Below are 24,250 nucleotides of genomic sequence, written 5' to 3'. Positions count from 1 at the left end.
TGACACTAAGCCATGCGAAAGCGGTGAAACGAACAACCGAGTTTCTCAAGGCCGAAATCGCGGGGATTTTGCGGGTCTCGGCCAAATCTCTTTCTTCCACGCGGCCACTGGCAGAATACGGGATGGATTCGCTGATGGGGGTCGAGTTGGGCCTTGCGACGCAGGACACGTTGGGGGACGATCTTCCGATGTCGGCCTTGGGGGACGACTCTACGATTGAGGGGATCGCCACCATGCTTGTGGACCACATCAAAGCAAGCGGTGGGGCCCAATGAGATCCCGTAAACCTCCCCTTTCTGCTGCCGACCGTGCCCGCGCGCTTAGCGCTGTCCGTGGCATGGGCCAAGCAAGCCCCAGCCCGACCAAAAGCCCCGCCTTTGATGCGGCGGCGGGCTATAAAGAGCGTCAGGTTCTGCGCCAGATGTCTTCGGCACATGGCATCGGGGACCCGACGTTCCGCCAGCTTGAGGGGCGACCGTCTGTGGTCAGCGATTTTGAGGGCAGGGACGTCTTGAACTTCGGGTCCTACGATTACCTCGGACTTAATGCTGATCCCCGGCCCGGCAATGCCGCCAAGGATGCGATTGACCGCTATGGGGTCTCTGCTTCGGCCAGCCGTCTTGCCGGGGGGCAACGCCCGATACACCGGGAACTGGAAACGGCGCTGGCCCGTCATTACGGCGTCGAAGATGCCATGACTTTTGTGTCGGGGCACGCGACCAATGTGTCGGTCATTTCGACAATCACGCAAAAAGACGACCTGATTATCTATGACGCGTATATTCACAACAGTGCCTCGGTGGGGGCCGAATTATCCGCCGCGTCCCGCCGCAGCTTTCCTCACAATGATCTGGATGCACTAGAAGCCCTGCTGGAGGAAAATGCAGGCCAATACCGCGCAACGCTGGTTGTGGTTGAAGGCCATTATTCGATGGATGGCGACATCCCCGACCTTAAGCGTTTGCTTGCCCTGAAGGCGCAGTTCGGGTTCTGGCTGATGGTGGACGAGGCCCATGGTCTTGGCTGTGTCGGAGCCACGGGAAAAGGCATTCGTGAAGTTTACAACGTGGCCGGAACCGAAGTTGATATCTGGATGGGCACGCTAAGCAAAACGCTAGGATCGACAGGCGGGTACGTGGCGGGCAGTGCCGCACTGATTGACATCATCAAATACGAGGCACCGGGGTCGGTGTATTCTGTGGCCCTGTCGCCGCCGCTTGCTGCTGCGGCAGCCTGTTCCCTTTCGATCATGACGGCAGAGCCCGAGAGGGTCGCGAAACTCCATGCGCTCGGCAGGTTTTTCTTGGAAAGTGCCGCCGCCCACGGGCTCGATACGGGGACAAGTATCGGATCGTCTATCATCCCCGTTATCATAGGCAATTCGGCCATCGCCGTGACGCTCAGCATGAAGCTGTTGGAGCGCGGCATACATGTGCTGCCCATCGCCTTTCCGGGCGTGCCGATGAACGCCGCGCGATTGCGGTTTTTTCTGACCTGCGACCACACCGAGGCGCAGATTTCCCATGCGCTGGCGGAAACCGCCAATCTCATGGCGCAGCTGCGCAACAGCCCTTTGGCTGACATCAATTAGGAAGTTCAATAAATACGATATGGTTGGAACAAGTCCCCCCCTTCTGACACTTTGGATGTCCGGAGACCTTGATTGGCTTTCGGTTGCCTGCCTTAAATCGGCGGTGCGCTGCGGTCACGAGGTGCATCTGTACAGCTATGGCGAGGTTCCAAACCTTCCCCAAGGCGTGGTGCATAAAGATGCGCGCACGGTTGTCCCCGAAGATGAAATCTTTTTCTACGATGGCGTGGACCAGCCCGGCCGCTTTGGGTCTTCTGCGCCCTTTTCGGATGCTTTCCGTTACCGTTCCCAGCAACAACAGCGCGGCGTGTGGATGGATAGCGATATGTATTTCCTGCGCGAGATGGACCTGTCGCCGCCCATGATCCTGGCTTGGGAAACGCCCGAAAACCCGGACCCGCTGGCGACGTGGCAAAAAAACCTTGTCGGCAATGCCTTGATGAAGCTTCCGCCGAAATCGCCGCTCACGAAAGATCTCGTAAAGCTGACTTCGCGGCCCTATAAAATGCCGCCCTGGATTTCGAAAGACCTTGAAAGACGGGTGTTGGAAAAACTGCAAGGCAAACCATTTTTCCCCGGCGCGGTCACCTATGCAACTGTGGGGCCGGTCGCGCTAACCTACTACGCGCAAAAGCGGAAGGTCTTTCCAAGCGTGAGACCCAGCCATCATTTCTATCCGGTATTCTTTCAAGACGTCGACCGGTTCGGAGAGCAGGACGCGGCTTTTGTGGCCTCTTTATCGCCGGAAACCGGTGCAATTCACCTGTGGAACAGCGCTTTCAAACGCAGGTTCAACGCCGGCCTTCCCAAGGGAAGCTTTGCCGCACGATTGATGGAGGAAAGCCTGAATGCTTAAGCCGAAGAATATCCTGATTGTTGGTGCGGGGTTTACCGGCGCGGTGGTCGCACGCAAACTGGCCGAAGCGGGGCATATGGCGACGGTGATTGACGAGCGGGGCCATGTTGCCGGCAATTGCCATACCGCGCGTGATGAAGAAACCGGTGTGATGGTCCATGTTTATGGGCCGCATATTTTTCACACGGATAATGCGCGCGTCTGGGAGTTCATCAACCATCACTGCGAGATGATGCCCTACCGCCATCAAGTGCGTGCAAATGTCGGCGGCAAGATCTTTTCGATGCCGATCAATCTGCACACGATCAACCAGTTCTTTTCGACTTCGATGTCCCCCAAAGAGGCGCAAACCTTTGTTCAGGGGCTTGCCGAATGCGATGTCGACGACCCCACAACATTTGAAGAACAGGCGCTCAAATTTGTGGGGCGTGATATCTACGAAGCATTTTTCCGGGGCTATACGCTCAAGCAGTGGGGGCTAGAACCCAAACGCCTGCCTGCTTCCATCCTCAAACGCCTGCCGCTGCGCTTTACCTATGACGACAACTATTTCGCCCACGGGTTTCAGGGCATCCCGCGCGACGGATACACAGCGGCGGTGGACTCCATTCTTGATCACCCGAACATCGTTGTCCGTCTGTCTACGACTGCTGAAAATCTTGATGGCGATGCGGGGTATGATCACGTTGTCTATACCGGGTCTTTGGACCGGTATTTTGATCACACGCTTGGGCGGCTGGCATATCGGACTTTGCGCTTCGAAAAAGAGGTAAAGGATGCGCCCTATCAAGGGACCGCTGTGCTGAATTATTGCGATGTGGACGTGCCGTTCACCCGCATTACAGAGCATATGTATTTCGCCCCTTGGGAGGCCGGGAAATTTGACAAGTCGGTGATTTACACGGAGTTCAGCGAGACTGCCAAAGCCGGAGATATCCCTTATTATCCTGTGCGTCTGGTCGATGATATGGCGATGCTCGACAGCTATGTCAGCCTCGCAAACGCGACGTCTGGCGTTACCTTTGCGGGGCGATTGGGGACCTATGCGTATCTCGATATGGATGTTTCAATCGCACGCGCATTTGATGTAGCAGAACATATCGAAACTGCATTTGCGCAGGATAGAAAACCCGACGCATTCGTACACGAAATGTAATTTAATGAGTAAACTTGATTTGATGAGTAACGTTGAAGCCTATGCCATCCAGAATGTTATCGCGCCTGACTTTGATCGCCCGCCAACGCTGTATCTGAACGAACCGGACACCGCGCCGGGGTGTCGGGGCGACCTGCCGTGGACCCTGAAGGCAAATGAACTGCTTTCAACCGACACATACCTTAACGCGCTGTTCACCCATGTCTGGGGCCAGCACACAAGCATCGGCAATATCGGCCTTAGGGTTCAGTCGGATGCGGCAGTTTCGATTGAAATCTTTGCGGTCCACGCTGAACAAGGGCCGGTGCAAATTGCACGGTGGTCGGGTTCAGGGCAGCATATCATCTGGCTGAACGACCTGCCCGAAGACACGGTGCGGCTGACTTTCACGCTCAAGGCCGATACCAAGACGCGCATTTCGATGCTTGGCTGGGTCACGGACACCGCCCCGCTCCGCACCGCGACGCTTTCGATCGGGTTGTGTACATTCAACCGTGAACCGTTTTTGGCGCGGACGGTTGAAGCGCTGGTTCAGCAGCGCGCAAAAACGCCCGCCATTGATCGCATTTGGGTCATCAATCAGGGGGCCTCGTTTACCGATCCGGACCTGCTAGAGAATGCCAATCTGGACTTTGTGAACGTTCTTGAGCAACCCAACCTGGGCGGTTGCGGTGGTTTTGCGCGCAGTATGCTGGAAAGCATAACCGCAGAAAATCCGACGACGCATCATGTATTGATGGATGACGATATCGTCCTTGATCCCAGAATGCTCGACCGGATCGCGCTGTTTTTGGGGTATTGTCACGAGGCTCTGGCGCTTGGCGGGCAGATGCTGGAGATTGAGGCCCCGACCCGGTTGCACGAGGCTGGCGGGCGGTTGCATCCGCTTTGGTTTGTGGAATCCCTTGGCCATCACCTTCGGATGGATACCCCCCAAGGGCTGGCGTTTTTCAACGAAACTCCGTTGATCGACTATAATGCATGGTGGTTTTGTACCATTCCCACCGATGTGATCCGCGCCATCGGCCTGCCACCGCGGCTTTTTATTCGTGGTGACGACATCGAATATGGCAGCCGCATGGCCGCGGCAGGTGTCAAAACGATCCCGTTGCCGGGGTGCGTGGTCTGGCACGAAAGCTTTGCCTACAAGCAAAGCGATTGGTTGCTGTATTACGACCTGCGCAACCGTCTTTTGCTGGGAGTTTTGCACCCGCACACTGCGGCCCCGCCCGACACGCTTTATCTGCTGGGGTACTGCCTGAGCGTTTTGCTCAAGCACCAATACCGGTCGGTGGAGACCTTGCTCAAGGCTATTTCGGATGCCATCGAAGACCCGCGCGTGTCTTTTGCCGTTGATGAAACCACCCGCCACCAAGCCTTGCTATCCTGGCTCAAGGGTATTCCTGAGCCAAAGGTCTATGCGGCCGAGGCGATGCCGGAAAGCGAGGAAGGGACATTGGTGCCACTTGATCCATCGGTTCTGGCGATGGTCAAAATGTCTGTGAAGGGTTTTGTCACCTTGCACCTGTCGCGGCTTTTGCCACGTCGCAAGCCGCTGCGGTTTCAGACAATGCCGCAGGCCACGGCGGTCGGTGCGCGCGACTATCTGGCCTGTCGCAATCCCGATGGCACCGAATTTACCCTTTACCAAAGCAACCTGTTTGAGCTTTGGCGTCTGTTTTTCAAAACCCTGTACGTGTGTTTGCGACACCAGTTGCGGCACAAGGAAATGACAACAACCTATGCTGCCCAGCTTGAAAGCCTGCGCAGCCAAGAGACGTGGCGCAAGGTTTTTGGCATTGATCAGCCCTGATGCGACCCATTAGCTATCGGGCTTTTTCAAGACAGCTGCAAAATCTGCGCGCAATCCGGTTTCATATTCTTCGTATTCTCGGCTGCCCGGCATATCCGCCCATTTGTGCGCATAAAGGCTGAACGGCCACGGTACTTTTGCAAGCACGATTTCACGTCTGGGCAGGTCTGCCTTGAGGGATGCGAAGGTGTTGGGGGTAATGTCTTTGTAGCTGATGAAATCCAGCCCCGAAGCCAAAGCGGCTGTGCGCAATTCGTCTTCGATTTCCCTGTGATTGCCCTGCCGGTATCCTCCGCTCAACGAGATGACCCCGCCAGGGCGGAGCACTTTTGCCGCTTCTTGAACAAAAGTCGTCAATCCAAAATAGGTCGGTGCGCCGACGCTTATCACCAGATCAAAACTTTCCGGTTCAAACGCGATGCGATTTGATTTGCCTCTTTGGATATCTGCCGTGACCAGTGGCGCGGTGCGTTTGCGGGCAAGGGCGGACGGGCTACGCTCGGTTCCCGTCAGGTTTGCCTCAGGAAACAGGCGTGAAAGAAGAACCAGACCACCGCCCTGGCCACACCCGACATCAAGGATATCTTTGGGGTGAATGCCCAGCTCTTTGATCTGGGTTCTTCCGGCCTGATGATACATCATCGCGCAATGTGCTTCGCCGGGAAATTCGGGATATTCAACAAAATCCGGATCAAAAGGCAGGTAGCCCCCGTTAAAGAACCAGTGTTTTCGTGCGGGCGACAGGCGGTATAAAACCTCATACGCAACCAGATCAAAAAGGTGAAAACCAAAGCCGAAAAGTCGCTTGATCGGGGTCGATTGCGCGCGAAGAAAGTCTGGCATCCAAAGCTCTTTTCATGATTACTACCCCTTCAATAGCTTCAAGCCGGGAAGCTCGCAATGAGAAGGCCACATGGTTACCGAGTTCAAATCCGAGGGGGTGTCACAGTCAAAGCGCAGCTTTGTTTTCTTACAGGGGCCAACGTCCCCGGTGATGCGTGATCTTGGTCAGGCATTGATGGCGCGCGGGCATAGGGTATTGAAAATAAACCTGTGTCCGGGGGACTTACTGTTTTGGCACGGACGCGACACGTTGATGTACAGGGGCAGTCTGGCACAATGGCCCGCGTTTCTGGCAGCACATCTGAGAGCGCAAGGCGCAACCGATATCGTCTATTTCGCAGACCGCTTTCCATATCACCGCATCGCGCAGGACGTGGCGCGAGGGATGGGCGTGCGGCCCGTGTCGATGGAATACGGCTATCTGCGGCCGGACTGGCTTATCCTCGAAGAAGGGGGGCAATCGACCTATTCGCATTTCCCGAACTCGAACCAGTTCATCCGCGACCGTGCCAAAGCGATTGCCGGTTTCGAGATGGCGCAGCTTCACGAAATCCCCGAAGTGACAGAGGCAGTCTTGGAAACCGGTTTCCATCTTTCAAATGCGTTTCTTGCATGGCTTTTGACACCGAATTACGCCCCTGATCGGTACTATCCGGTGATCCGCGAATTTTCTTCCTATGTCCCGCGTCTGATCCGCCGCGCATTTGCAGCGAAACCGGCAAACAGGTTGACTAACCACCTGCGCGGAGTCGATGCGCCGAAATTTCTGGTCCCGTTGCAAATGCAAAATGACTATCAACTGCGCGACAACGCCCCGCCGGGGTATCAGCATGGCTTTATCCGCGAGGTGATGGAGAGCTTTCAAAATGCGGCCCCCGCAAACGCCCGGTTGATCTTCAAGCTGCATCCCATGGACAACGGGCTTGAGAATTGGGGGCGGCGGATACCCGAAATGGCCCGCTCTCTCGGGCTGGCTGATCGGGTGCATTTTCTGGATGGCGGGGATCTGACGGCTTTGTTCGGGATGGTTTCAGGCTGCGTTGTCATCAACTCAACCATGGGGCTGCGGGCGATAAAAGAAAACGTCCCGACCAAGGTCATGGGCGTCGCGGTATATGATATCGACGGGCTGACGTACCAAGGGGCGCTAGACGGTTTTTGGGAAAATCCGGTGCCACCTGATCCTGCTTTTCTGGAAATTTTTATTCGCGCGATCGGCAAGGGCATCCATGTGCGCGGTACTGTCTATGGGCGCAGCGGGCGCGCCGCATTCGTTGAAAATGCCGTCGCCCGTCTTGAGGCCCCTGAGCTGCACGAAGCCGGCCTCTATGTCTCCCCGCCACCGCGTCTGGCGCGGGCAAGGGCGTTGGGGATCGACCTGTCTGACAGCCCTGACTGGAAACCCGCATCATGAAACCACAGCAGCACATTGTGATCACCGGCGCATCACGCGGGCTTGGCGCGGCCCTTGCAAGGCGGCTGGCGGGTCAGGGCATCCACCTTGATCTATGCGCGCGCGATATCTCGGAGGTGAGCGCGCTTTCAGAGGCGTTGATCGCTTTGGGAAGCACCGTTGCCTGGGCAGGCGTCGATGTGGCTGACACCCCAAGCGTCACAGAATGGATCGATACCATTTACGCGCAATCGCCAATTGATATGCTTATTCTCAATGCGGGCATTTTTGACGGTAAGGGTGAGGATGGCGCGTTGGAAACGCCTGCCCGCGCCGCTGCTCTGATAGGGACGAATTTAACCAGCGCCGTTGTGACCGCCCTGACGGTCGCCCAGAAGATGCGCGACCAAAACCATGGTCACATTGTCTTTGTCAGTTCGTTGGCAAGTTTTGCGGCCCATGCAGACGCGCCGACCTATTCCGCAAGCAAGGCCGGTGTCACGACTTTCGCGCGCGCATTGCGCGAGGATCTTGCGCCGTCCAAGGTGCGCGTGACCCTTGTTCACCCCGGCCACATCGCCACGCGGCAGGCGCAGCAACATATCGGCGCGATGCCCGGTCTGATCCCAGCCGAGGTCGCGGCAGACCGGATCGTCACAGGCATCAGGCGCGGAAAAAGCGAAATCAACTTTCCGTGGACATTTCGCTTGGGGTTGGCATGTTTGGCAATCCTGCCTTGGCGGCTGCGCGCGAAAATCAATCAACCGTTCCGGTTTCAGGTGCGCAATGCCCCACCTTCAGAGCGGGGCTAGGGTTTCTCCGGCGGCCAGGCGGGCTTTGAAATCGGCGATCAGCATCGACAACCCTTCGTGAATTTCGATCTTCGGACCCCATCCAAGGGTACGCCTTGCTTTGGCAATATCAGGGCAGCGCCGCATTGGGTCATGCTGGGGCAACGGCCCAAACTCCAAAGCGCCATCAAGGCCGGCCACGTCCAAAACCATCTCTGCAATCTCACGCACGGTATATTCGCGAGGATTGCCCAGGTTCATGATCTCGCCGCGCGCGCTTGGGGTTCGCGCCATGGCGATAAGCCCGTCGACCAGATCATCAACGTAGCAAAGCGACCGTGTCTGGGTGCCGTCACCGAACACCGTAAGCGGATTGCCTTGCAGCGCCTGGATCGCAAAATTCGATACCGCACGCCCATCGTCGAACGCCATTCCCGGGCCATAAGTGTTGAAAATACGCGCAATGCGCAGATCAAGACCTTTAACCCGCGCGAGGTCCGTCAGATAGGTTTCGGCGGCGCGTTTGCCTTCGTCATAACAGGCGCGAATACCTTGGGTGCTGACATTCCCCCAATATGTTTCTGACTGGGGATGTACTTGGGGGTCGCCGTACACTTCGCTGGTCGACGCCTGGACAAAGATCAGACCATTTTCGACGGCCATCTCGCCCAGATGCATCGCCCCCAGAACAGAGGTTTTCCAGGTCTGCAACGGATCACGCTGGTAATGTTTCGGCGATGCGGGGCAGGCGAGATTAAACAAGACATCGCCGTGCAGATCTATGGGGCTGGAAATATCATGCTTGATAAAACACGCGTTGTCTTGACCGCCCGTGGGCTGCGCAGCAATGTCGTGGTGCCCCGTTGAAAGATCGTCCACCACAGTGACAATAGCGCCCTGAAGCAGCAGTGCCCTTGTCAGATGCGTGCCGACAAATCCGGCACCGCCCGTCACGATGCATTTCTTCCCCGCAAGCGACATCATGCAGGCAGCCCCGCAAGCGTGCGAAGACGGTCTGTGGTTTCGCCGACCACGGCGTCCCAAGTCATGCTTTCGGCAAGCTGTTGTCCTGCGCGCGCAATCTCTTGGGCTTTGTCGTCATTCGCCAGAACCCAGTCGATTTGCCCTGCCAGATCGGATAAATCCTTTTTCACCGGAACAAAGTTTTCGTAAGGTCGCAGCCGGTCATAATACCACTGGCGAAACCCCATTTGGCTTTCCACCTTAAGCACGCAATTCCCCATCAAAAGCCGATGAAACATGTTGTCCCAGGTGTTGGAAAATCCGTCGATGTCGATGGCGAATTTCCGTCCGCCCCATGTCCGCGCCTCGATCCGGTCGGCCATAAAACCCGCAGTGCCAAGGATATGTTTTTCGAGCGGTGTGATCGCGCTGACAAAGCGAAAATCAAGCGCGGTGTCTTTTGCGTGCATCGCCATGCGAAGCCGCTGGCGTATCAGGGGATTGTCTTTCTGCGCAGGATCAACCGAGAATATCCCGGCCCCCGTCAAACGGCCTCTCCAGACCAGGTCGTCGCTGCGGTCCTTCCAGGGTGTCTGCCCCCGCGCCATCCAGTCGCGAATATTCTGATAGCCATGGTCGCGGAAGAAATAGAAATCCGGGACCAGAACTTTGGTCGGGTCGCAGGATGAAAACGAACATTGCGCAAGCGAGGGAAGCTGCCCGTCCGAAAGATGAAACCTGACTTCGGTCATGTCCGATCCGGCCAGATACATCCATCCAATCGCAGTTGGTGCCCTTTCAACGATCAGGCGTCGCCGATCGTCCTGCGGCCCCATTTTAGGGACATGCAGGACATAATCATGGCCGTCACGCGCGATACGCACGTCCAGACCGGGAATAAGGCTGTCGTCAGCGCGCCAGAAAACCTGCCCCTGAAAACCAGTCGCCAGTTTCACCTTTTCAGAGAGACCGTGTTCGAGCGTTTCAATTGCTTCTGAAGGTCCGGATTTTGTTGGCTTTGCAGATGCGGGTTCCCGCGCCTGCCAATAGTTAAAAAGGGCTTTCAATCTTGGTTATGATCCTAATGTTGGCAGCTTTCGTGACCGTTAAATAATATCCGTTTAATGTTTTTCGGATCACCGTCAGCCTGAAGTAGGGGATGCGTCAGGTCATCCGTTCGGTTGCATTATGCGGCGCGCGGCCAGCGATGCAAGCACCGCATTTCGCGCGTCTGCCCTGTGATACGCCGGCAAGAAGAGCGGGATACCCGGAAAGGCGATCAGCTAGAAGGCCATCAACAGCATGGTCAGGCAGTAGGGCAAGGCACCTAACATGACCTCGTTCAGGCTTCCCGGTTTGCGCGCGCCCTGCCGCAATTGCGCCCGAAAACAGCTTGGGGTCATATCCCAGTTTGCCGGCTTGGGGCATGGCTGCGGTGTGGCAGAAACATTGTCGCCGTTGCGATATTGGCTTGTACCAGACCCACCCTGCAAACCAGCAATCCTGCGCGATAGCTCGGCCATCAGCGCGCGGTAGGGGCGGGTCTTGCTGGAGTATGAAGTGACCGGAATCCTGCTCAGGTCTGTTTGATCGTTTGCGGTTGACCGGTACCAGTGCAAGTCAAACGGGGGCAGGGCGATGTTCTCAACGGAAAACTCGGACACCGGCCCCATATACGCAAAGAACATACCATTGTGGTTTTCAACGGGTAAACCGGCCCGGCGGGGTCTCCCTGATGTTTATTGCATCGAGGGAAAACGCGGGCGGTTCTTGTTTCAATGCAATCCGCGTCGCCAGAACCAATTGCCCGGCGTCACTGTGCACCGGTGCCAATCTCTCTTCCGACAGGTTCACGGGCACAGTCTCGCCACGCCGCTATGTTAGCGGGCTGATCCCACGATGCCATCCGAAACAAGCTTGGCTATTTCGGCGGTGGTAAGGTTCAGGCGTTCGGTCAGAACCTCTATCGTATTTTCGCCCAAGAGGGCGGGGGCTGCGGCCTTGTTTGGTCCTGCCCCGTCAAATCGGATCGGCCCGCGCACCAGCCGCATTTCACCGATTTCCGGATGCACCACCGTTTCCACAAGGCCGCGCTTGGCAACGTGATCCTGTTCCAGCGCTTCACCGATGGACAGGATCGGCGCACTGGGCACGTCGAATTCTTCGAGCCGTTGAAGCCAGTATTCGGTGGTGTTTTGGGTCATGCGCGCATGGATGATCGGTTGCAATGCGGTGCGGTTGGCCAGTCGCGCTTCGTATAGGGCAAAACGGGCGTCTTTGATCAGGTCTTCGCGGTCCAGGCTGCGTGCGAAATTATGCCAGAAACGTTCGGTCAGGCAGGCCACGATGACATGCCCGTCAGATGTCGGGAACGACCCATAGGGTACGATGCTGGGATGTTGGGTGCCAACGGGTTCGGGGCTTTTTCCGGTGACGAAATAGATCTGCGACAAATACCCTTGCAACGCGATGAGACTGTCGAGCATCGCCACCTCGATATGCCTGCCGCGCCCGGTTGTGTTGCGTTCGTGCAGCGCTGCGAGCAATCCGAAAAGCGAAAAGATGCTTCCGGCCAGATCGCCCAAGGGAATGCCCAGCTTGTTTGGTGCCTGACCCGGTTCGCAATTCACGCTCATCACCCCGGACAGCGCTTGGGCCACAATGTCAAAGGCGGGTTTGTCGCCATGCGGGCTGTCGGTGCCAAACCCGGTGATCGAGCAATAGAGCACCCGTTCGTTCACGGCGCGCAAAGCGTCATACCCCAATCCCAGCCGGTCCATCACGCCGGGGCGGAAGTTCTCGAGAACGATGTCGCTTTGCTGCGCCAGATCCTTTGCGATCTGCATCCCTTCGGGGGATTTCAGATCAAGGGAAATGCTTTTCTTGCTCCGGTTTAGTGCCATGTAATAATGGCTCATCCCGTGTTGGAAAGGCGGGAAGTTACGGGTCTCGTCGCCGGTTGAAATCGGCTCTATCTTGATGACTTCGGCCCCCAGATCGGCCAGCACCATGCTTGCGTAAGGGCCCGACAGGATCCGTGAAAAGTCGAGGACCTTGATCCCTGCCAAAGGGCCTGCCTGCGGCCCAGTCGGGGTCTGCTCTTGGGTGTCACTCATGGTTTTCTCCCGATTGTTTTGAAATCTTCATGACGGCGGACGCGCTTGCGATCGCCTTGTCACCGCAGGTGATATCCGCATCGACAAAGATCAAAGACCGCGTTGCCTGACGGATCACGGGGCGGATTTCCAGAAAATCACCAACGCGGGCAGCACCCAGAAAACGCGTCTCCATCTGGACGGTGACCGTTGGTCGCCGGTCTGCGGCGTTCCATGCGCTAAGCGCGATCACCTGATCCAGAAGGCTGGTGATGACGCCGCCATGAACAATGCCCAGATGGTTTTTATGGGTCTCGTTGGTTTGCAGCGCATAGCTGTGTTTTTGCGCCGTTTGCGCCGACCGCAACAGCGGGCCGATCAGCGCCATAAACCCGTCAATCTTCAATGCCCGCCAGCCGTCTGGTGCAGTGCGATGTGCCGTCACGATCTAACTCCCGGTATCGATCTGAATGTTTTCGATGTGTTCCCGAATGGCCTTCATCGCCTTGACCAGTTTCGGGATTTCCTTGTCTTTCAGGCGTTCCGATATGCCAATGGCGACGATTGAACGGGTCATCTTGCCGTTTGCGCCAAAGACCGGAACCGCAACAACGGTAACGCCGGAAATATAGCTGCCCTGATCAACTGCATAGCCAAGTTCGCGCGCCTGCCTGACCTGTTCGCGCCACAACTCGTGCGAGGGCGGGTGATCCCATGCCAGCTTGTCAAACGCGGTTTTCAGCTCGTCTTCGTCCGTCATGTTGAAGGCGGCGAACAGGCGTCCGCTGGCGCTGATCAGGGCGGGAAAACGGCTGCCCAGATCGACCTGAAGCCGAAACGGTATGTCTGATTGAGAAAGCGCAACGACCACCATTTGCCCCGGCTCGGAAAGCTGGGTGGCGATCCCGGTCACACCGAATTTCTGCGACAGCTCGGACAGTTTGGGCTGGATCAACGTCGAGAAAGTGTTGCGCTGAAGTGCTGCTCTGGCGAGGGGCAGAATGCCGATTCCGATCGTGTAGCGTTTCAGATTCGAATCAAATTCCACCAGCCCCTCATCCTCGAGAACACGCAGAATATGCAGGCAGGTGCTTGGGATCAGATCAAGCTCCCTCGCGATGGGATTGACCCCGATCGGTTCGTTCGATCGTGCCAGAAGCCTCAATATAGCAAGGGCGCGGGTCACTGCCGGCACCTGTCGCTTGGTGGCTGATTTCTTGTCTTCGCTGGTCATTTCAGTCCCCTGTCTGACTCGGATATTGTTGTACATATACAATAAAGGAATCATATTGACAACAATTGATTGTGATCCCTACCATTGTCAACGATGCAGGCCACACCTTCAGAGCGGCCCGCCAGAAACTTTGGGGAGGAGACGGGAATGACCCGGTTGACGGAATTCACGTCCTACGCGGACGCTCAAAAGCACTACTCGAAAGAGAAGCTTTGGGAGCTGTTCGACGGCGAGACGACGCGGTTCAATATCGGGCATGAATGCCTTGACCGGCATGTAGACGGACAAAACATAGCGCTTCGGATCGCGCATTCTGACGGTGCCGACGAAGTGCTGACCTTTGAGGAAGTCTCGCGGCGCTCCTCGCAGATCGCCCATTATCTGGATGCGAAAGGTGTCAAGAAAGGCGACCGGGTCGCGGTGATGATCGAACCCTCGCTGGCCTTTTACAGTGCCATGTTCGGGGTAATCAAAAGCGGTGCCGTTGCGGTGCCCATGTTTTCGCTTTTCGGGCCGGACGGAATTCAGCTGCGGGTGGGCGACTGCAAACCTGTGGTGTTCTTTACCAATGCTGAAAAGGCCCCTGACGCGATATCGGGGGGTGCCAGCAATGTGACGGTGGTCGATCACGATTTCCTCGAGGGGCTAAATGACCTGCCCGCCACCTATGACTGGGATACGTCGGGCCGCGATCTGGCGGTTTTGCAATATACCTCGGGGACGACCCGCGCCCTGCCTGCTGCTGTCAAACACAGCCACCAGTCGATCGTGACGCTGATGGTTGCCGCGCTTTATGCCACAGGTATTCGCCCGAACGATCGGTTCTTTTGCCCGTCATCACCCGCCTGGGGGCACGGCCTTTGGCATGGCACGCTTGCGCCGCTGGCGATGGGGGTGTCGACAGGGACATTCAGCGGCAAATTCGATGCTGTCCGCCTGCTGCGCGCCTTGCATGATTTCCGCATCACCAACCTGACGGCAGCAGCGACGCATTACCGGATGATGCGGAATTCCGGCAAGGCCGAGAGTTTTTCCTATTGCTTTGAAAAGCTGTCTTTCACCGGCGAGCCGATTGACTCTGAAACCGCGAATTACGTCGAACAGGTTTTCGGGACCAAGGTGCGTTCGATGTACGGCACGACCGAAATCGGCGTGATCATCGCAAACTATCCGGGTGCCGATGATCTTGAGGTCCGCGAAGGCGCGATGGGCAAAGCAGTTCCGGGTGTCGAGGTCGAAGTGCAACGCCCCGATGGAACACCGGCTGATCCGGGCGAGACCGGCGAACTGATGGTCAAGAAGCGCGGCGAATGGTTCCCAACCAAAGACCTGGGCCGTGTGGATGAGGATGGCTATTTTTACCACGGTGGCCGGGCCGACGATGTGATCATTTCCGCCGGCTGGACAATTGGTGCGGTCGAGGTCGAGGACGCCGTCCTGAGCCATCCGGCAGTTGCCGAATGTGCCGTCATCGGTGCCCCCGATGAGCTTCGCGGTTTGGTGGTCAAAGCTTTCATCATCCTCAAAGGCCCCGAAACACCCGGCTTGGCCAAAAGCATCCAAGATCACGTGCGCGCCAGATTGGCCCGCCATGAATACCCCCGCCAGATCGCGTTCGTTACGGAGCTTCCGAAGACGCCGGCGGGAAAAGTGAACCGAAAAATTCTGAGAGATCAGGAAGCCGAAAAACTGGCTGCTGCGGAATGATCCGCGACGCCGGCCCAATATTTTCAAGGAGAACGAAATGAACGAGATGACACGTAAATTCCCGAAGATCACGGATGAAGGTCTGGAAGACCTGCGCAAGCGCGTCGGCGTAAAAATCGAAAGAACGGTCGAGCCATGGTGCTATGAGGCGACCCGCGACAACATCCGCCACTATGCCCACGGCATCGGCGACGACAATCCGCTGTGGTGCGACCCTGAGTACGGCAAAACCACAAAATACGGTGATGTTCTGGCACTGCCGAGCTTCCTGTTTGCCACCAGCCGGATCATCTCGGGGTATGTGGGCGGTCTGCCGGGCGTTCACGCCATGTGGTCGGGCGCAAACTGGACATGGCACAAGCCGATCCTGCGCAACACGGAGTTCCGCACCGAGGCTTATCTGAAAGACCTGATCGAGCATAACACCCGCTTTGCAGGTAAGGCGATCCAGCAGATTTATCACGTTGATTTCTATGACGCGAAGACCGGCGAGATGCTGGCCGAGGCCGATAGCTGGTGTTTCCGCACCGACCGCGATCAGGCCCGCGAAAACGGCACCAAATACACCGAGGCCAAAAAGAACGGTCGCAAGGTCTATACGCAGGAAGAACTGGATAAATACTATAAGTATTACGAGCAGGAAACGATCCGCGGTGCCGAAACCCGTTATTGGGATGACGTCAACGAAGGCGACGAACTGCCCACAATGGTCAAGGGCCCGATGACGGCGACCGGTTTTATTGCTTACGCGCAGGGCTGGGGTGGTTTGTACATCCGTGCCAACAAGTTGGCCTGGCAATTGCAGCAAAAACACCCAAGCGCGGGGATCAAGAACAAGTTCGGCATTCCCGACTGCCCCGAGCGCGTGCATTGGGAAGAAGAATTTGCCCTCGAAGTCGGTGCGCCGGGTGCCTATGACTATGGCCCCGAGCGGACGTCGTGGCTGACGCACCAGATCACCAACTGGATGGGCGATGACGGTTTCCTTGCCAAGTCGAAATGCGAAGTCCGCCGTCACAACCCCGAAGGCGACATCATCCTGATCCACGGCACCGTTGTTCGCAAGTTCGAGGAAGACGGCCGCTTCTTGCTGGAAATCAAGCAACGTGCGGAACAGCAAGACGGCGAAATGTCGGCTGTTGGGTCTGCCATCGTGGAATTGCCCAAACGCTGAGGTCCACCACGCTTCAACAGCTGGGGAGGCTTCGTTGAAATTTCCGGGAAAACTTCTGACCAAGATAGAGGACACCCTTCATATCGGAGGGTGCCTCGGCCTCGTCGCCGTGGCGGCGTTGATCAATGCAGATATTCTGCTCCGGCTTTTCTTTAACAGGCCGGTGCAGATCCAGTTCGAATTGACCGAACTGTACTTGATGCCGGCACTTGCCACGTTGTCCTTGTCGCGGGTTTTCCGTGACGGCGGGCATCTGGCGCTGGATTTTGTGCCCGAACATCTACCCGGAGTTTTTGGAAGGGTTGTCGCCAAATTGCGATTGCTCTTGCCTGCGCTGTTCTTTGGCGCGGTCACATGGATGTCGGGGAAATTTGCTTTCAAAGCCATCTCGAATGGGGATGTCGAATACGGAGCAATCGATTGGCCGCTTGGGTGGGCCTACGCCGTGATCCCTTTGGGATGCAGCGTTCTGGTTCTGCGGCTGCTCCACGATGCTTTCACGCGAAAGCCGTGGTCAGTACCCACAACAAACCCAATGGGAGGAAAACCAAATGAAACATAAGAATAAACTGATTTCAGCCGTGGCAAGCGCGTTTGTATTTGCCGGAATGGCTGCCCACGCGGAAGCGCTGCGCCTTGGTGATTTTCAATCCACCAGCCACATCGTTTCTGTCGAAGGCACGACCAAGTGGATGGCCGCTGTGACCGAAGCCACAGATGGCGCGATCACCTTCGAGCATTTTCCATCACAGCAGGCGGCAAAATCCAAAGCCCAGCTGGATGCTGTCAACAACGGCATTCTGGACGCCGCATTGCTTGGCGCGTCCTATCACGCGGACGTCTTGCCGCTGAACTCTGTCGTGGGGCTGCCCGGCTATTATGGCTCGGCTGAACAGGGCACAGTTGCGCTGCAAACGATGCTGCAAGACGGCCCGCTGCGCGACGAAATTCTGGCGTCGGGTGTTACACCGGTCTTTGGTTTCGTTTTGCCGCCCTATCAGGTGCTCGCCAAAAAGCGGCTTGGGATGCCAGCGGATTGGGACGGGCTTGACGTGCGCACCTCGGGGTCGACGCAAGCGATGACCGCGCGTGCGCTTGGCGGTGTTGGCATCTCAATTCCGGGGCCAGAGGTATATACCGCCGTGGAGCGTGGCCGTCTGGATGCGGTGTTGTTCCCGCTGGCATCGGTACCCGGCTACAAGCTGAACGAAGTCGTTAGCCACATTTCAATCAACGGGTCGTTTGGCGGCTACAGCTTTATCATGGTGGTCCGTACCGATCTTTTCGACGGCCTGCCTGAGGACGTTCAGGCCAAGATGCTTGCGCTTGGAAATGAAACCGCCGTTCACGTCGCACAAGCACAAGACGCGTCCGTCGAAGGGCTGATCGAAAGCTGGAAAGCGGAAGGCATCGACACCTATACGTTCACCGAAGAAGAGCTTGCGACGATCACGGATGCTTTGGTGGCTGTCAGCGTCGATTGGGCAGAGCGCCTGCAAGATGACAAGGCTGCCGCCGTTCTTGAAAGCTACAGCGCGCTGACCCGCGAATAACATCGCGTTCCGAAACACTTATCCGGGCGGTCGCTGCGGCGGCCGCCTGCCACAGACGGAGCGGAAATTCATCAGATGCTTACATTCGGTATCATACTTATTATTCTTGCCGTTCTCATGGCGGCACGCGTGCCAATCGCTTTTGCGATGGGTATCACCGGCACGCTTGGTCTTGCGGCGCAGCTTGGGTTCAAACCTGCATTGGCGGTGTTGGAACGTACCTTCTTTGACTCGTCTTCCTCGTTTATATTGGTTGCCATCCCGCTGTTTATCCTGATGGCCGAATTGCTGACCGCAGGGGATGTGACCCGCCGGGCCATCATTGCCTGCCAGTCCTGGATCGGCCACGTCAAAGGCGGACTGGCCATCGCTACTGTCGCGGCTTCGGTTCTTCTGGCGGCGCTGGTTGGCAGCTCCACGGCGTCGACGGCTGCGATGGCGGCTTCTGCATTCCCCGAGATGCGTCGACATAACTACTCTGATCGTCTTGCGGCGGCGGTTGTCAGCGTCGGCGGCACATTGGCCGTGGTCGTCCCGCCCTCTATCGTGCTGGTGGTCTATGGCGTTTTGACAGAAACCTCGATCGGCAAGCTGTTCATCGCGGGGATCATCCCCGGCCTTTTGACCGCTGTCGGTCTGGGCGTGGTGATCAAGATCATTGCCGAGACCACGGACCAAGCTCCCAAAGGCGAACCCTTTGTGCTTAACAAAGCCATCAAGCAAAGCCGGCACGTGATCCCGATGGTGTTGCTGATGATCGCCGTTATCGGTGCAATCTACGGCGGTATCGCATCGCCCTCCGAGGCGGCGGCCCTTGGGGTCATGGGGTCGCTGGTCATCGTTCTGGCGCAGCGCACCTTAAACTTTGTGCAGTTCAACAGATCGGTCAGCAGCGCCATCCGCGCCACGGTGATGATCGTCACGATCGTCGCCTGTTCGGCGATTTTCTCGAACTACCTGGCCTTTACCCGTATCACGCACAGCTTGCTGGAATTCGTGGCAACAACAGACATGCCGCGCGAAGTCATCATCGGCATCATCATTGTCGCCCTGCTGGTCATGGGCATGTTCATGGACCAGCTTGCCATTTTGTCACTGGCCATGCCGCTGGCCTTTCCGACGGCGATGGCGCTCGAATGTAACCCGGTGTGGTTCGGCATCGTGGTGACCAAAACGGTGGAGATCGGCCTTTTGACGCCGCCGCTGGGGTTGAACGCCTATGTGGCCGCCGCCCAAACCAAGGTTCCGCTCGGCACGATCTTCAGGGGGATACTGCCCTTTCTCGGGATGGAGATCATCATCCTCGTTCTGTTGCTCGCCTTCCCCCAGATCACCCTGTTCCTGCCCGACCTCATGAGCCGCTGATCTTTGGTATCACATCCTCAAACGCCCGCTCCATCGGGGGCCATGCCGCGCCTTGGCCGCAGCGATATATTGCGCGCCTCGCCTTGCGGATAACGGTTGACCTTGGCGGTCAACCGCTTGCTTGATTGCGGGGCGAACTCACTGTACATCACCGCGACGCGTCGGATGAATATAACAGAAAATCTGGCTTTCCAAAGGCGGCTGAACAGGTCGCCTTTTTCATATTTGTCAGGGGCTTTTCATGACCATCACCCATCTTGTTACACATTCCGGCGGTTTTCATGCAGATGAATTGCTGTCCTCTGTGATCCTGACGCGGTTGTTTCCCGATGCCGAACTGGTGCGCACCCGCGATGCGGCATGGACCACCCCTGCGCCAGACAAAATCATCTATGACGTCGGCCGCCATTTCGATGCCGACGCGCAGATATTCGACCACCACCAACGCCCCAACCCCCTGCGGGAAGATGGCCAGCCCTACAGTTCGTTCGGGCTGATCTGGGCGCATTACGGGCGCGACTATCTGCGCGCCTTCGGGGTGCCTGAGGTCGATGTGGAAGGCATCCACAAAAGCTTTGATACCGGTTTTGTTGTGCCGATTGATCTGGTGGATAATGGCGATCTGGCCCCGGCAACGGCTGGCCAACTGGCGGGGCTGACCTTGCCGACACTCCTCGGCACGCTCAAGCCGGTTTTTGATGACCGCAGCCCCGATGCCGACGATCAAGCCTTTGCCGCAGCGCTGCCAATTGCGCGCGCCTTTATCGAAGGGTCGCTGGCTGGCAAAGCCGCCAAGCGCCGCGCCGAAGCCGTTGTGATGGGGGCCATCGAAACTGCCGGCCCTGCGCGCGTTCTGGAACTGCCGATGGGGATGCCGTTTCGCAGCGCCATCGAAACTGCCGGTGCCGATCATCTGTTGTTCGTCGTGCACCCGCGCGACACCGATTGGGCGATCACGGGCATTCGGCTGAGCGGCGACAGCTTTGACCAGCGCGCCGATCTGCCCACCGCATGGGCGGGCCTGACCGATGCCGAGCTTGAGCAAGCATGTGGCGTGACGGGCGCAAAATTCTGCCACAACGGTTTGTTCATCGCCGTCGCCGCCACCCGCGAAGCCGCGCTCGAGATGGCGGGTTTGGCAGTCAGTGACGCAGAAAAAGCCTGAGCCGCTGCGACCTGCGCGCCGCCGCATCTGACTGACAGGTGCGGCGAGTGATGTTTGGTGTCTGATCACGCTTGCCCTTGCCCGCCACGGGGATAGACTGACCGTCCAGCAAGAGGCAGGGATTTCCGTGAAAGACCAACTTAGGCAACTGCCCCAGATCGAGGTGATGCTGACCTTTCCCAGCATTCAGGCATGCGTTGAAACCTATAGCCGGCCAGAGGTCATCGGCGCTCTTCGCGCGGCGCTGGACGCCTTGCGCAACGCGATCGGCAAAGGCGCTGAGGTGGACCTGCCTGATTTCGCGGGGGGCGGCTTTGCTGACGGTATCCGGCTGGCGATAGACCGAGCGCGTCATATGAATTTGCGACCCGTGGTGAACGCGACGGGCATCATCATCCACACCAATCTTGGCCGTGCGCGTCTTGCCCCTCAGGCAGTGCAGGCCATGCAGGATGTCGGCGCGAACGCGTCCAACCTTGAACTGAATTTGGCCACGGGCAAACGCGGCTCTCGGTATGATCATGCCGAGGCGCTGATTTGCGAACTGACGGGGGCAGAGGCCGCGTTGATTGTGAACAACTGCGCCGCCGCCGTTGTGTTGGGGTTAATGGGGACGGCGATGGGCCGCACGGTTGTCGCGTCACGGGGCGAGCTGATCGAAATCGGCGGATCGTTCCGCCTGCCGGATGTGATTGCCCAAAGCGGTGCCATCCTGCGCGAGGTCGGCGCGACCAACAAAACCCGGCTAAGCGATTATGCCGATGCGATTGATGACGACACTGCCGTTTTGTTGAAAAGCCACACCAGCAATTTCAAGATCGTGGGATTTACCTCCGCACCCGACAGGCGCGATCTGGCGAAGCTGGCCAAAGACCGGAACCTGATCCTGATGGAGGACTTGGGCAGTGGTGTCCTGATTGATCTGTCGCCTTATGGGATGACCGATGAACCTGTTGTCAGTGATATCCTCAAGGCGGGCGTTGATGTGGTGATGTTTTCCGGCGACAAGTTGCTGGGTGGCCCCCAAGCCGGGATTATCGCGGGCAAAGCCGATGTGATCGCCAAGCTGCAGTCCCATCCGTTGCTGCGGGCCTTGCGGATCGACAAGCTGTCGCTTGCAGCACTCGAGGCGACGTTGCGTTTGTACCGTGCCCCGCATGATCCGTTCAAAACGATCCCTGTGCTTCAGATGCTGTCCGAACCCCTGGACGATGTGCAAACGCGGGCCAATAGGCTTGTCGCGCTGCTAAACGGGGTGGCTGCCGCGTCTGTTGTTCCGTCGGCGGCTTTTGTCGGGGGCGGGTCCTTGCCGCAACAGGAACTGCCCAGTTTTTGCGTGCGTGTTGAACCCCCTGCAATGACGGCTGATGCGCTTGCTGTTGCGTTGCGGTCTGCATCTGTGCCGGTGATCGGTCGCCTGCACCAAGGGCAGTTACTGCTCGACATGCGCACCGTGGCCGACACAGAACTGCCGCCGATCGTGGATGCAATCGGCCAAGCCTGCGCCACATGACATCGGCTTGCGTCATTGTGATCGGGCATGTGGATCATGGCAAAACCACAGTTGTACGGGGCTTGACCGGCATGGAAACGGATACCTTGCCGCAGGAAAAGCAACGCGGTTTGTCGATCAACCTTGGCTTTGCCTATTGCCGTTATCCGTCCGGCACCGTTGATCTGATCGACGCGCCCGGCCACGAGGATTTCATCCGCGCGATGGTCGCCGGTGCCAGCGGTGCGCAGGCGGCGCTGTTGGTCGTTTCCGCCGTCGATGGCGTCGCCCCCCAAACGATAGAGCATCTGCGCATTGCGAGACTTCTGGGCGTCCCTGTGCGTTTTGTCGCGGTGACCAAGGTCGATTTACTGCCCGCCGGTGATCTGGAAACGCGGCTTGAGGCGATCCGTGAAACTCTGCGCGGGTTGGGCCTTGGGGATGTGCCGTTGATACCCGTTTCTACCCACTTAGAGACTGGTATGCAGACTCTGCACAAGGGGTTGGAGGGCCTGCTGGGCGACGTCCCTGTCGCGCAACATCCGAAAGCCGGCTTTCTGCCCATCGACCGGGTTTTCACCATGCCGGGTCTGGGGACGGTCGTGACCGGAACACTGCTGGGCGGCAACCTGTCGCTGTCTGACGCGGTGAAACTGCTGCCGCAAGATCGGCCTGTGACCCTCCGAGGCGTGCAGGTGCGCGGCACCGCGCGGGACCATGCCACCCGCGGTGAACGGACGGCGGTCAATCTGCGGGGCATTGCAGCCGATGATATCACGCGGGGGGATGTGCTCTGTGCTGGCGCTGACTTTGCGGCGGCGCGCTGCATGGATGTCCGGTTGAGCTTGCTTGATGATGCGCCGTCCCCCCTGAAACATATGTCGGACGTCAGGGTTCTGTTCGGCACAACCCATACTGTCGCGACCCTGCGCCTGATGGGCGGCGGGCAGGTCGTGCAAGGCAATTCAGCCTTTGCGCAGCTGCGTTTCGACAAGCCGGTTGCGGCATTTGCAGGCCAGCGCATGATCTTGCGCGCCTTGTCACCGGCCCAGACGATTGGCGGGGCCGTGGTGCTTGATCCGCATTCGCTTGGGGTCAAATCTGGCGATGCTGCGCGTCTGGCGGTGATGCAGGCGGCGGCAGGTGGAAGGACAGGCGACATCGTTGCTGCGCTTTGTGTTCAGGGCAGGGGCTGTGCTGATCTGTCTGAGGCAGCGCGGATTGCACGGCAGAACCCGGCAAGCGTTTTGGCAGCGCTCGGGGCCGAAGTCACGCAGATCGCCCCCGGATGGATCGCCTTGTCCGACACCATCCAGACAGCACAGGCTGACCTGTTGCAAAGCCTGAAAACGTTTCATGCAGAACACCCGATCAAGCGGTTTGCACCGCGCGGCATGTGGGCGAACCGCAAGCAATCGCCGTGGCTCTCGCACTATGTGGAGCAGAGTTTGGCCAACGAAGGCGCGATCCGCTTGGCCGGTGATCAGATCGCCTTGGCCAGCCATGACCCCGCCGCCGCATTGACCCAAACCCAACGCGACCGTCTGGGGCAGATCGAAAGCCAGTTCAAAGAAGGGGGCACCGTGCCGCCCGGTCTTGGCACCGTCTTGGAAACCGGCGACGATCCTGACCTGCTTGCGATTTTGATGGCGGACGAGACCTTGGTCGCGCTGACCAATGTCGCGCTTAATCAGCAGGTGGTTTTTCACAGCCGGACCCTTGTGCAATCGGCCCAGACCCTGCGCGATGCGTTCCCGCCGCCGATGTCTTTCACAACGGGACAGGCGCGCGCGGCGCTGCACACCAGTCGCAAGTTCATCGTGCCGCTGTTGGAGCATTTCGACACCATCGGGGTCACGCAGCGGCAAGGTGACACTCGCCAGATGGCACCGCTTGCTGATTGATCTTTCACCTGTCCGCGCCCCCCGCTAGGGTCGCCGGACGGAGGTGACTGGAGTCTGGTGGCTTCCCTGGTCTTCAAAACCATGGACGCGCCGAAAAGGCGTGTGGTGGGTTCGATTCCCATCCACCTCCGCCAAGCGGCTGGACATTGCGCTGC

Annotated in this window: 22 protein-coding genes and 1 tRNA gene; 16 read left to right on the top strand and 7 right to left on the bottom strand. The window is 57.9% G+C overall.

Annotated features, from left to right (window positions below; all coding sequences use genetic code 11):
* The first annotated feature begins 23 nt into the window (after window positions 1-23).
* From ACSQ13_RS14315 to ACSQ13_RS14295, 5 genes are read left to right on the top strand one after another with little or no spacing between them, the layout of a single operon-like run.
* A complete protein-coding gene (locus ACSQ13_RS14315; RefSeq protein WP_295510898.1) occupies window positions 24-275 on the top strand; it encodes an acyl carrier protein in 252 nt (83 codons plus the stop codon).
* Window positions 272-1,591, top strand: coding sequence for an aminotransferase class I/II-fold pyridoxal phosphate-dependent enzyme (locus ACSQ13_RS14310; protein WP_295510894.1), 1,320 nt, complete (start codon window positions 272-274; stop codon window positions 1,589-1,591). The genes ACSQ13_RS14315 and ACSQ13_RS14310 overlap by 4 nt, the downstream gene beginning before the upstream one ends.
* Before the next feature lie 55 nt (window positions 1,592-1,646).
* Window positions 1,647-2,447, top strand: coding sequence for a hypothetical protein (locus ACSQ13_RS14305; RefSeq protein WP_295510892.1), 801 nt, complete (start codon window positions 1,647-1,649; stop codon window positions 2,445-2,447).
* Complete coding sequence (locus tag ACSQ13_RS14300; protein WP_176248038.1) at window positions 2,440-3,603, top strand: UDP-galactopyranose/dTDP-fucopyranose mutase family protein; 1,164 nt, start codon at window positions 2,440-2,442, stop codon at window positions 3,601-3,603. Before ACSQ13_RS14305 ends, ACSQ13_RS14300 begins: the two co-directional genes overlap by 8 nt.
* Window positions 3,604-3,625: 22 nt before the next feature.
* A complete protein-coding gene (locus ACSQ13_RS14295; protein ID WP_295510887.1) occupies window positions 3,626-5,416 on the top strand; it encodes a glycosyltransferase in 1,791 nt (596 codons plus the stop codon).
* 9 nt (window positions 5,417-5,425) lie between these two features.
* On the opposite strand, the gene ACSQ13_RS14290 is transcribed toward ACSQ13_RS14295, so the two are convergent.
* The gene (locus tag ACSQ13_RS14290; RefSeq protein WP_295510885.1) at window positions 5,426-6,259 is read right to left on the bottom strand and encodes a class I SAM-dependent methyltransferase; all 834 of its coding nucleotides are present in this window, start codon (window positions 6,257-6,259) and stop codon (window positions 5,426-5,428) included.
* Window positions 6,260-6,512: 253 nt separating this feature from the next.
* Between ACSQ13_RS14290 and ACSQ13_RS14285 the strand changes: the two genes are divergently transcribed.
* Window positions 6,513-7,673 carry a capsular polysaccharide export protein, LipB/KpsS family gene (locus ACSQ13_RS14285; RefSeq protein ID WP_373029956.1) on the top strand — a complete coding sequence of 387 codons (1,161 nt, stop codon included), beginning with the start codon at window positions 6,513-6,515 and terminating at the stop codon, window positions 7,671-7,673.
* Window positions 7,670-8,464 carry an SDR family NAD(P)-dependent oxidoreductase gene (locus ACSQ13_RS14280; RefSeq protein WP_176248042.1) on the top strand — a complete coding sequence of 265 codons (795 nt, stop codon included), beginning with the start codon at window positions 7,670-7,672 and terminating at the stop codon, window positions 8,462-8,464. The genes ACSQ13_RS14285 and ACSQ13_RS14280 overlap by 4 nt, the downstream gene beginning before the upstream one ends.
* Here the strand turns inward: ACSQ13_RS14280 and ACSQ13_RS14275 are convergent.
* The 6 genes from ACSQ13_RS14275 to ACSQ13_RS14250 form a co-directional block, all read right to left on the bottom strand.
* The gene (locus tag ACSQ13_RS14275; protein WP_295510880.1) at window positions 8,450-9,427 is read right to left on the bottom strand and encodes an NAD-dependent epimerase/dehydratase family protein; all 978 of its coding nucleotides are present in this window, start codon (window positions 9,425-9,427) and stop codon (window positions 8,450-8,452) included. The two genes, ACSQ13_RS14280 and ACSQ13_RS14275, sit on opposite strands and share 15 nt — an antisense overlap.
* The gene (locus tag ACSQ13_RS14270; protein ID WP_295510878.1) at window positions 9,424-10,473 is read right to left on the bottom strand and encodes a glycosyl transferase family 90; all 1,050 of its coding nucleotides are present in this window, start codon (window positions 10,471-10,473) and stop codon (window positions 9,424-9,426) included. The genes ACSQ13_RS14275 and ACSQ13_RS14270 overlap by 4 nt, the downstream gene beginning before the upstream one ends.
* Before the next feature lie 216 nt (window positions 10,474-10,689).
* On the bottom strand, window positions 10,690-11,094 hold the full coding sequence (locus ACSQ13_RS14265) for a hypothetical protein (protein WP_295510875.1): 405 nt from the start codon (window positions 11,092-11,094) through the stop codon (window positions 10,690-10,692).
* Between the two features lie 192 nt (window positions 11,095-11,286).
* Window positions 11,287-12,522, bottom strand: a complete 1,236-nt coding sequence (locus ACSQ13_RS14260; protein WP_295510873.1) for a CaiB/BaiF CoA transferase family protein — start codon at window positions 12,520-12,522, stop codon at window positions 11,287-11,289.
* Window positions 12,515-12,946 (bottom strand): PaaI family thioesterase, encoded by a 432-nt coding sequence (locus ACSQ13_RS14255; RefSeq protein WP_255200047.1) that lies wholly within the window; start codon window positions 12,944-12,946, stop codon window positions 12,515-12,517. The genes ACSQ13_RS14260 and ACSQ13_RS14255 overlap by 8 nt, the downstream gene beginning before the upstream one ends.
* Window positions 12,947-12,949: 3 nt before the next feature.
* Window positions 12,950-13,735, bottom strand: coding sequence for an IclR family transcriptional regulator (locus ACSQ13_RS14250; RefSeq protein ID WP_176248046.1), 786 nt, complete (start codon window positions 13,733-13,735; stop codon window positions 12,950-12,952).
* A 147-nt stretch (window positions 13,736-13,882) separates the two neighbouring features.
* On the opposite strand from ACSQ13_RS14250, the gene ACSQ13_RS14245 reads away from it, so the two are divergent.
* The 9 genes from ACSQ13_RS14245 (at window position 13,883) to ACSQ13_RS14205 (ending at window position 24,229) form a co-directional block, all read left to right on the top strand.
* Window positions 13,883-15,442, top strand: coding sequence for an acyl-CoA synthetase (locus ACSQ13_RS14245; protein WP_295510866.1), 1,560 nt, complete (start codon window positions 13,883-13,885; stop codon window positions 15,440-15,442).
* A gap of 37 nt (window positions 15,443-15,479) precedes the next feature.
* Window positions 15,480-16,616: an FAS1-like dehydratase domain-containing protein gene (locus ACSQ13_RS14240; RefSeq protein ID WP_176248048.1), complete on the top strand. Its 1,137-nt coding sequence runs from the start codon at window positions 15,480-15,482 to the stop codon at window positions 16,614-16,616.
* A gap of 34 nt (window positions 16,617-16,650) precedes the next feature.
* Window positions 16,651-17,178 (top strand): TRAP transporter small permease, encoded by a 528-nt coding sequence (locus tag ACSQ13_RS14235; protein ID WP_295510862.1) that lies wholly within the window; start codon window positions 16,651-16,653, stop codon window positions 17,176-17,178.
* Window positions 17,168-18,169: a TRAP transporter substrate-binding protein DctP gene (gene dctP, locus ACSQ13_RS14230; RefSeq protein WP_295510860.1), complete on the top strand. Its 1,002-nt coding sequence runs from the start codon at window positions 17,168-17,170 to the stop codon at window positions 18,167-18,169. Before ACSQ13_RS14235 ends, dctP begins: the two co-directional genes overlap by 11 nt.
* Window positions 18,170-18,244: 75 nt before the next feature.
* Entirely contained in the window at window positions 18,245-19,534 is a 1,290-nt protein-coding gene (locus tag ACSQ13_RS14225; RefSeq protein ID WP_295510858.1) for a TRAP transporter large permease, read from the top strand.
* A gap of 241 nt (window positions 19,535-19,775) precedes the next feature.
* Complete coding sequence (locus tag ACSQ13_RS14220; protein WP_295510856.1) at window positions 19,776-20,699, top strand: MYG1 family protein; 924 nt, start codon at window positions 19,776-19,778, stop codon at window positions 20,697-20,699.
* A 127-nt stretch (window positions 20,700-20,826) separates the two neighbouring features.
* Window positions 20,827-22,212: an L-seryl-tRNA(Sec) selenium transferase gene (gene selA / locus ACSQ13_RS14215; RefSeq protein ID WP_295510854.1), complete on the top strand. Its 1,386-nt coding sequence runs from the start codon at window positions 20,827-20,829 to the stop codon at window positions 22,210-22,212.
* Window positions 22,209-24,095 carry a selenocysteine-specific translation elongation factor gene (gene selB / locus ACSQ13_RS14210; protein ID WP_295510852.1) on the top strand — a complete coding sequence of 629 codons (1,887 nt, stop codon included), beginning with the start codon at window positions 22,209-22,211 and terminating at the stop codon, window positions 24,093-24,095. Before selA ends, selB begins: the two co-directional genes overlap by 4 nt.
* Before the next feature lie 39 nt (window positions 24,096-24,134).
* Window positions 24,135-24,229, top strand: a tRNA-Sec gene (locus tag ACSQ13_RS14205).
* Window positions 24,230-24,250 lie beyond the last annotated feature (21 nt).

Source organism: Sulfitobacter sp. SH22 (genome assembly GCF_965641905.1).
GTDB lineage: Bacteria > Pseudomonadota > Alphaproteobacteria > Rhodobacterales > Rhodobacteraceae > Sulfitobacter.
Note: the sequence above shows the minus strand (reverse complement) of the source record. Positions and strands in the feature narration are given on the sequence as shown.

Coding starts and splice junctions, on each gene's coding strand:
- ACSQ13_RS14245 (WP_295510866.1), top strand. CDS start 13,883: ATGACCCGGTTGACGGAATTCACGTCCTACGCGGACGCTCAAAAGCAC.
- ACSQ13_RS14295 (WP_295510887.1), top strand. CDS start 3,626: ATGAGTAACGTTGAAGCCTATGCCATCCAGAATGTTATCGCGCCTGAC.
- ACSQ13_RS14300 (WP_176248038.1), top strand. CDS start 2,440: ATGCTTAAGCCGAAGAATATCCTGATTGTTGGTGCGGGGTTTACCGGC.
- selB (WP_295510852.1), top strand. CDS start 22,209: ATGACATCGGCTTGCGTCATTGTGATCGGGCATGTGGATCATGGCAAA.
- ACSQ13_RS14305 (WP_295510892.1), top strand. CDS start 1,647: ATGTCCGGAGACCTTGATTGGCTTTCGGTTGCCTGCCTTAAATCGGCG.
- ACSQ13_RS14225 (WP_295510858.1), top strand. CDS start 18,245: ATGCTTACATTCGGTATCATACTTATTATTCTTGCCGTTCTCATGGCG.
- ACSQ13_RS14220 (WP_295510856.1), top strand. CDS start 19,776: ATGACCATCACCCATCTTGTTACACATTCCGGCGGTTTTCATGCAGAT.
- ACSQ13_RS14265 (WP_295510875.1), bottom strand. CDS start 11,094: ATGTTCTTTGCGTATATGGGGCCGGTGTCCGAGTTTTCCGTTGAGAAC.
- ACSQ13_RS14250 (WP_176248046.1), bottom strand. CDS start 13,735: ATGACCAGCGAAGACAAGAAATCAGCCACCAAGCGACAGGTGCCGGCA.
- ACSQ13_RS14290 (WP_295510885.1), bottom strand. CDS start 6,259: ATGCCAGACTTTCTTCGCGCGCAATCGACCCCGATCAAGCGACTTTTC.
- ACSQ13_RS14310 (WP_295510894.1), top strand. CDS start 272: ATGAGATCCCGTAAACCTCCCCTTTCTGCTGCCGACCGTGCCCGCGCG.
- ACSQ13_RS14260 (WP_295510873.1), bottom strand. CDS start 12,522: ATGAGTGACACCCAAGAGCAGACCCCGACTGGGCCGCAGGCAGGCCCT.
- dctP (WP_295510860.1), top strand. CDS start 17,168: ATGAAACATAAGAATAAACTGATTTCAGCCGTGGCAAGCGCGTTTGTA.
- ACSQ13_RS14275 (WP_295510880.1), bottom strand. CDS start 9,427: ATGATGTCGCTTGCGGGGAAGAAATGCATCGTGACGGGCGGTGCCGGA.
- ACSQ13_RS14285 (WP_373029956.1), top strand. CDS start 6,513: ATGTACAGGGGCAGTCTGGCACAATGGCCCGCGTTTCTGGCAGCACAT.
- ACSQ13_RS14240 (WP_176248048.1), top strand. CDS start 15,480: ATGAACGAGATGACACGTAAATTCCCGAAGATCACGGATGAAGGTCTG.
- ACSQ13_RS14280 (WP_176248042.1), top strand. CDS start 7,670: ATGAAACCACAGCAGCACATTGTGATCACCGGCGCATCACGCGGGCTT.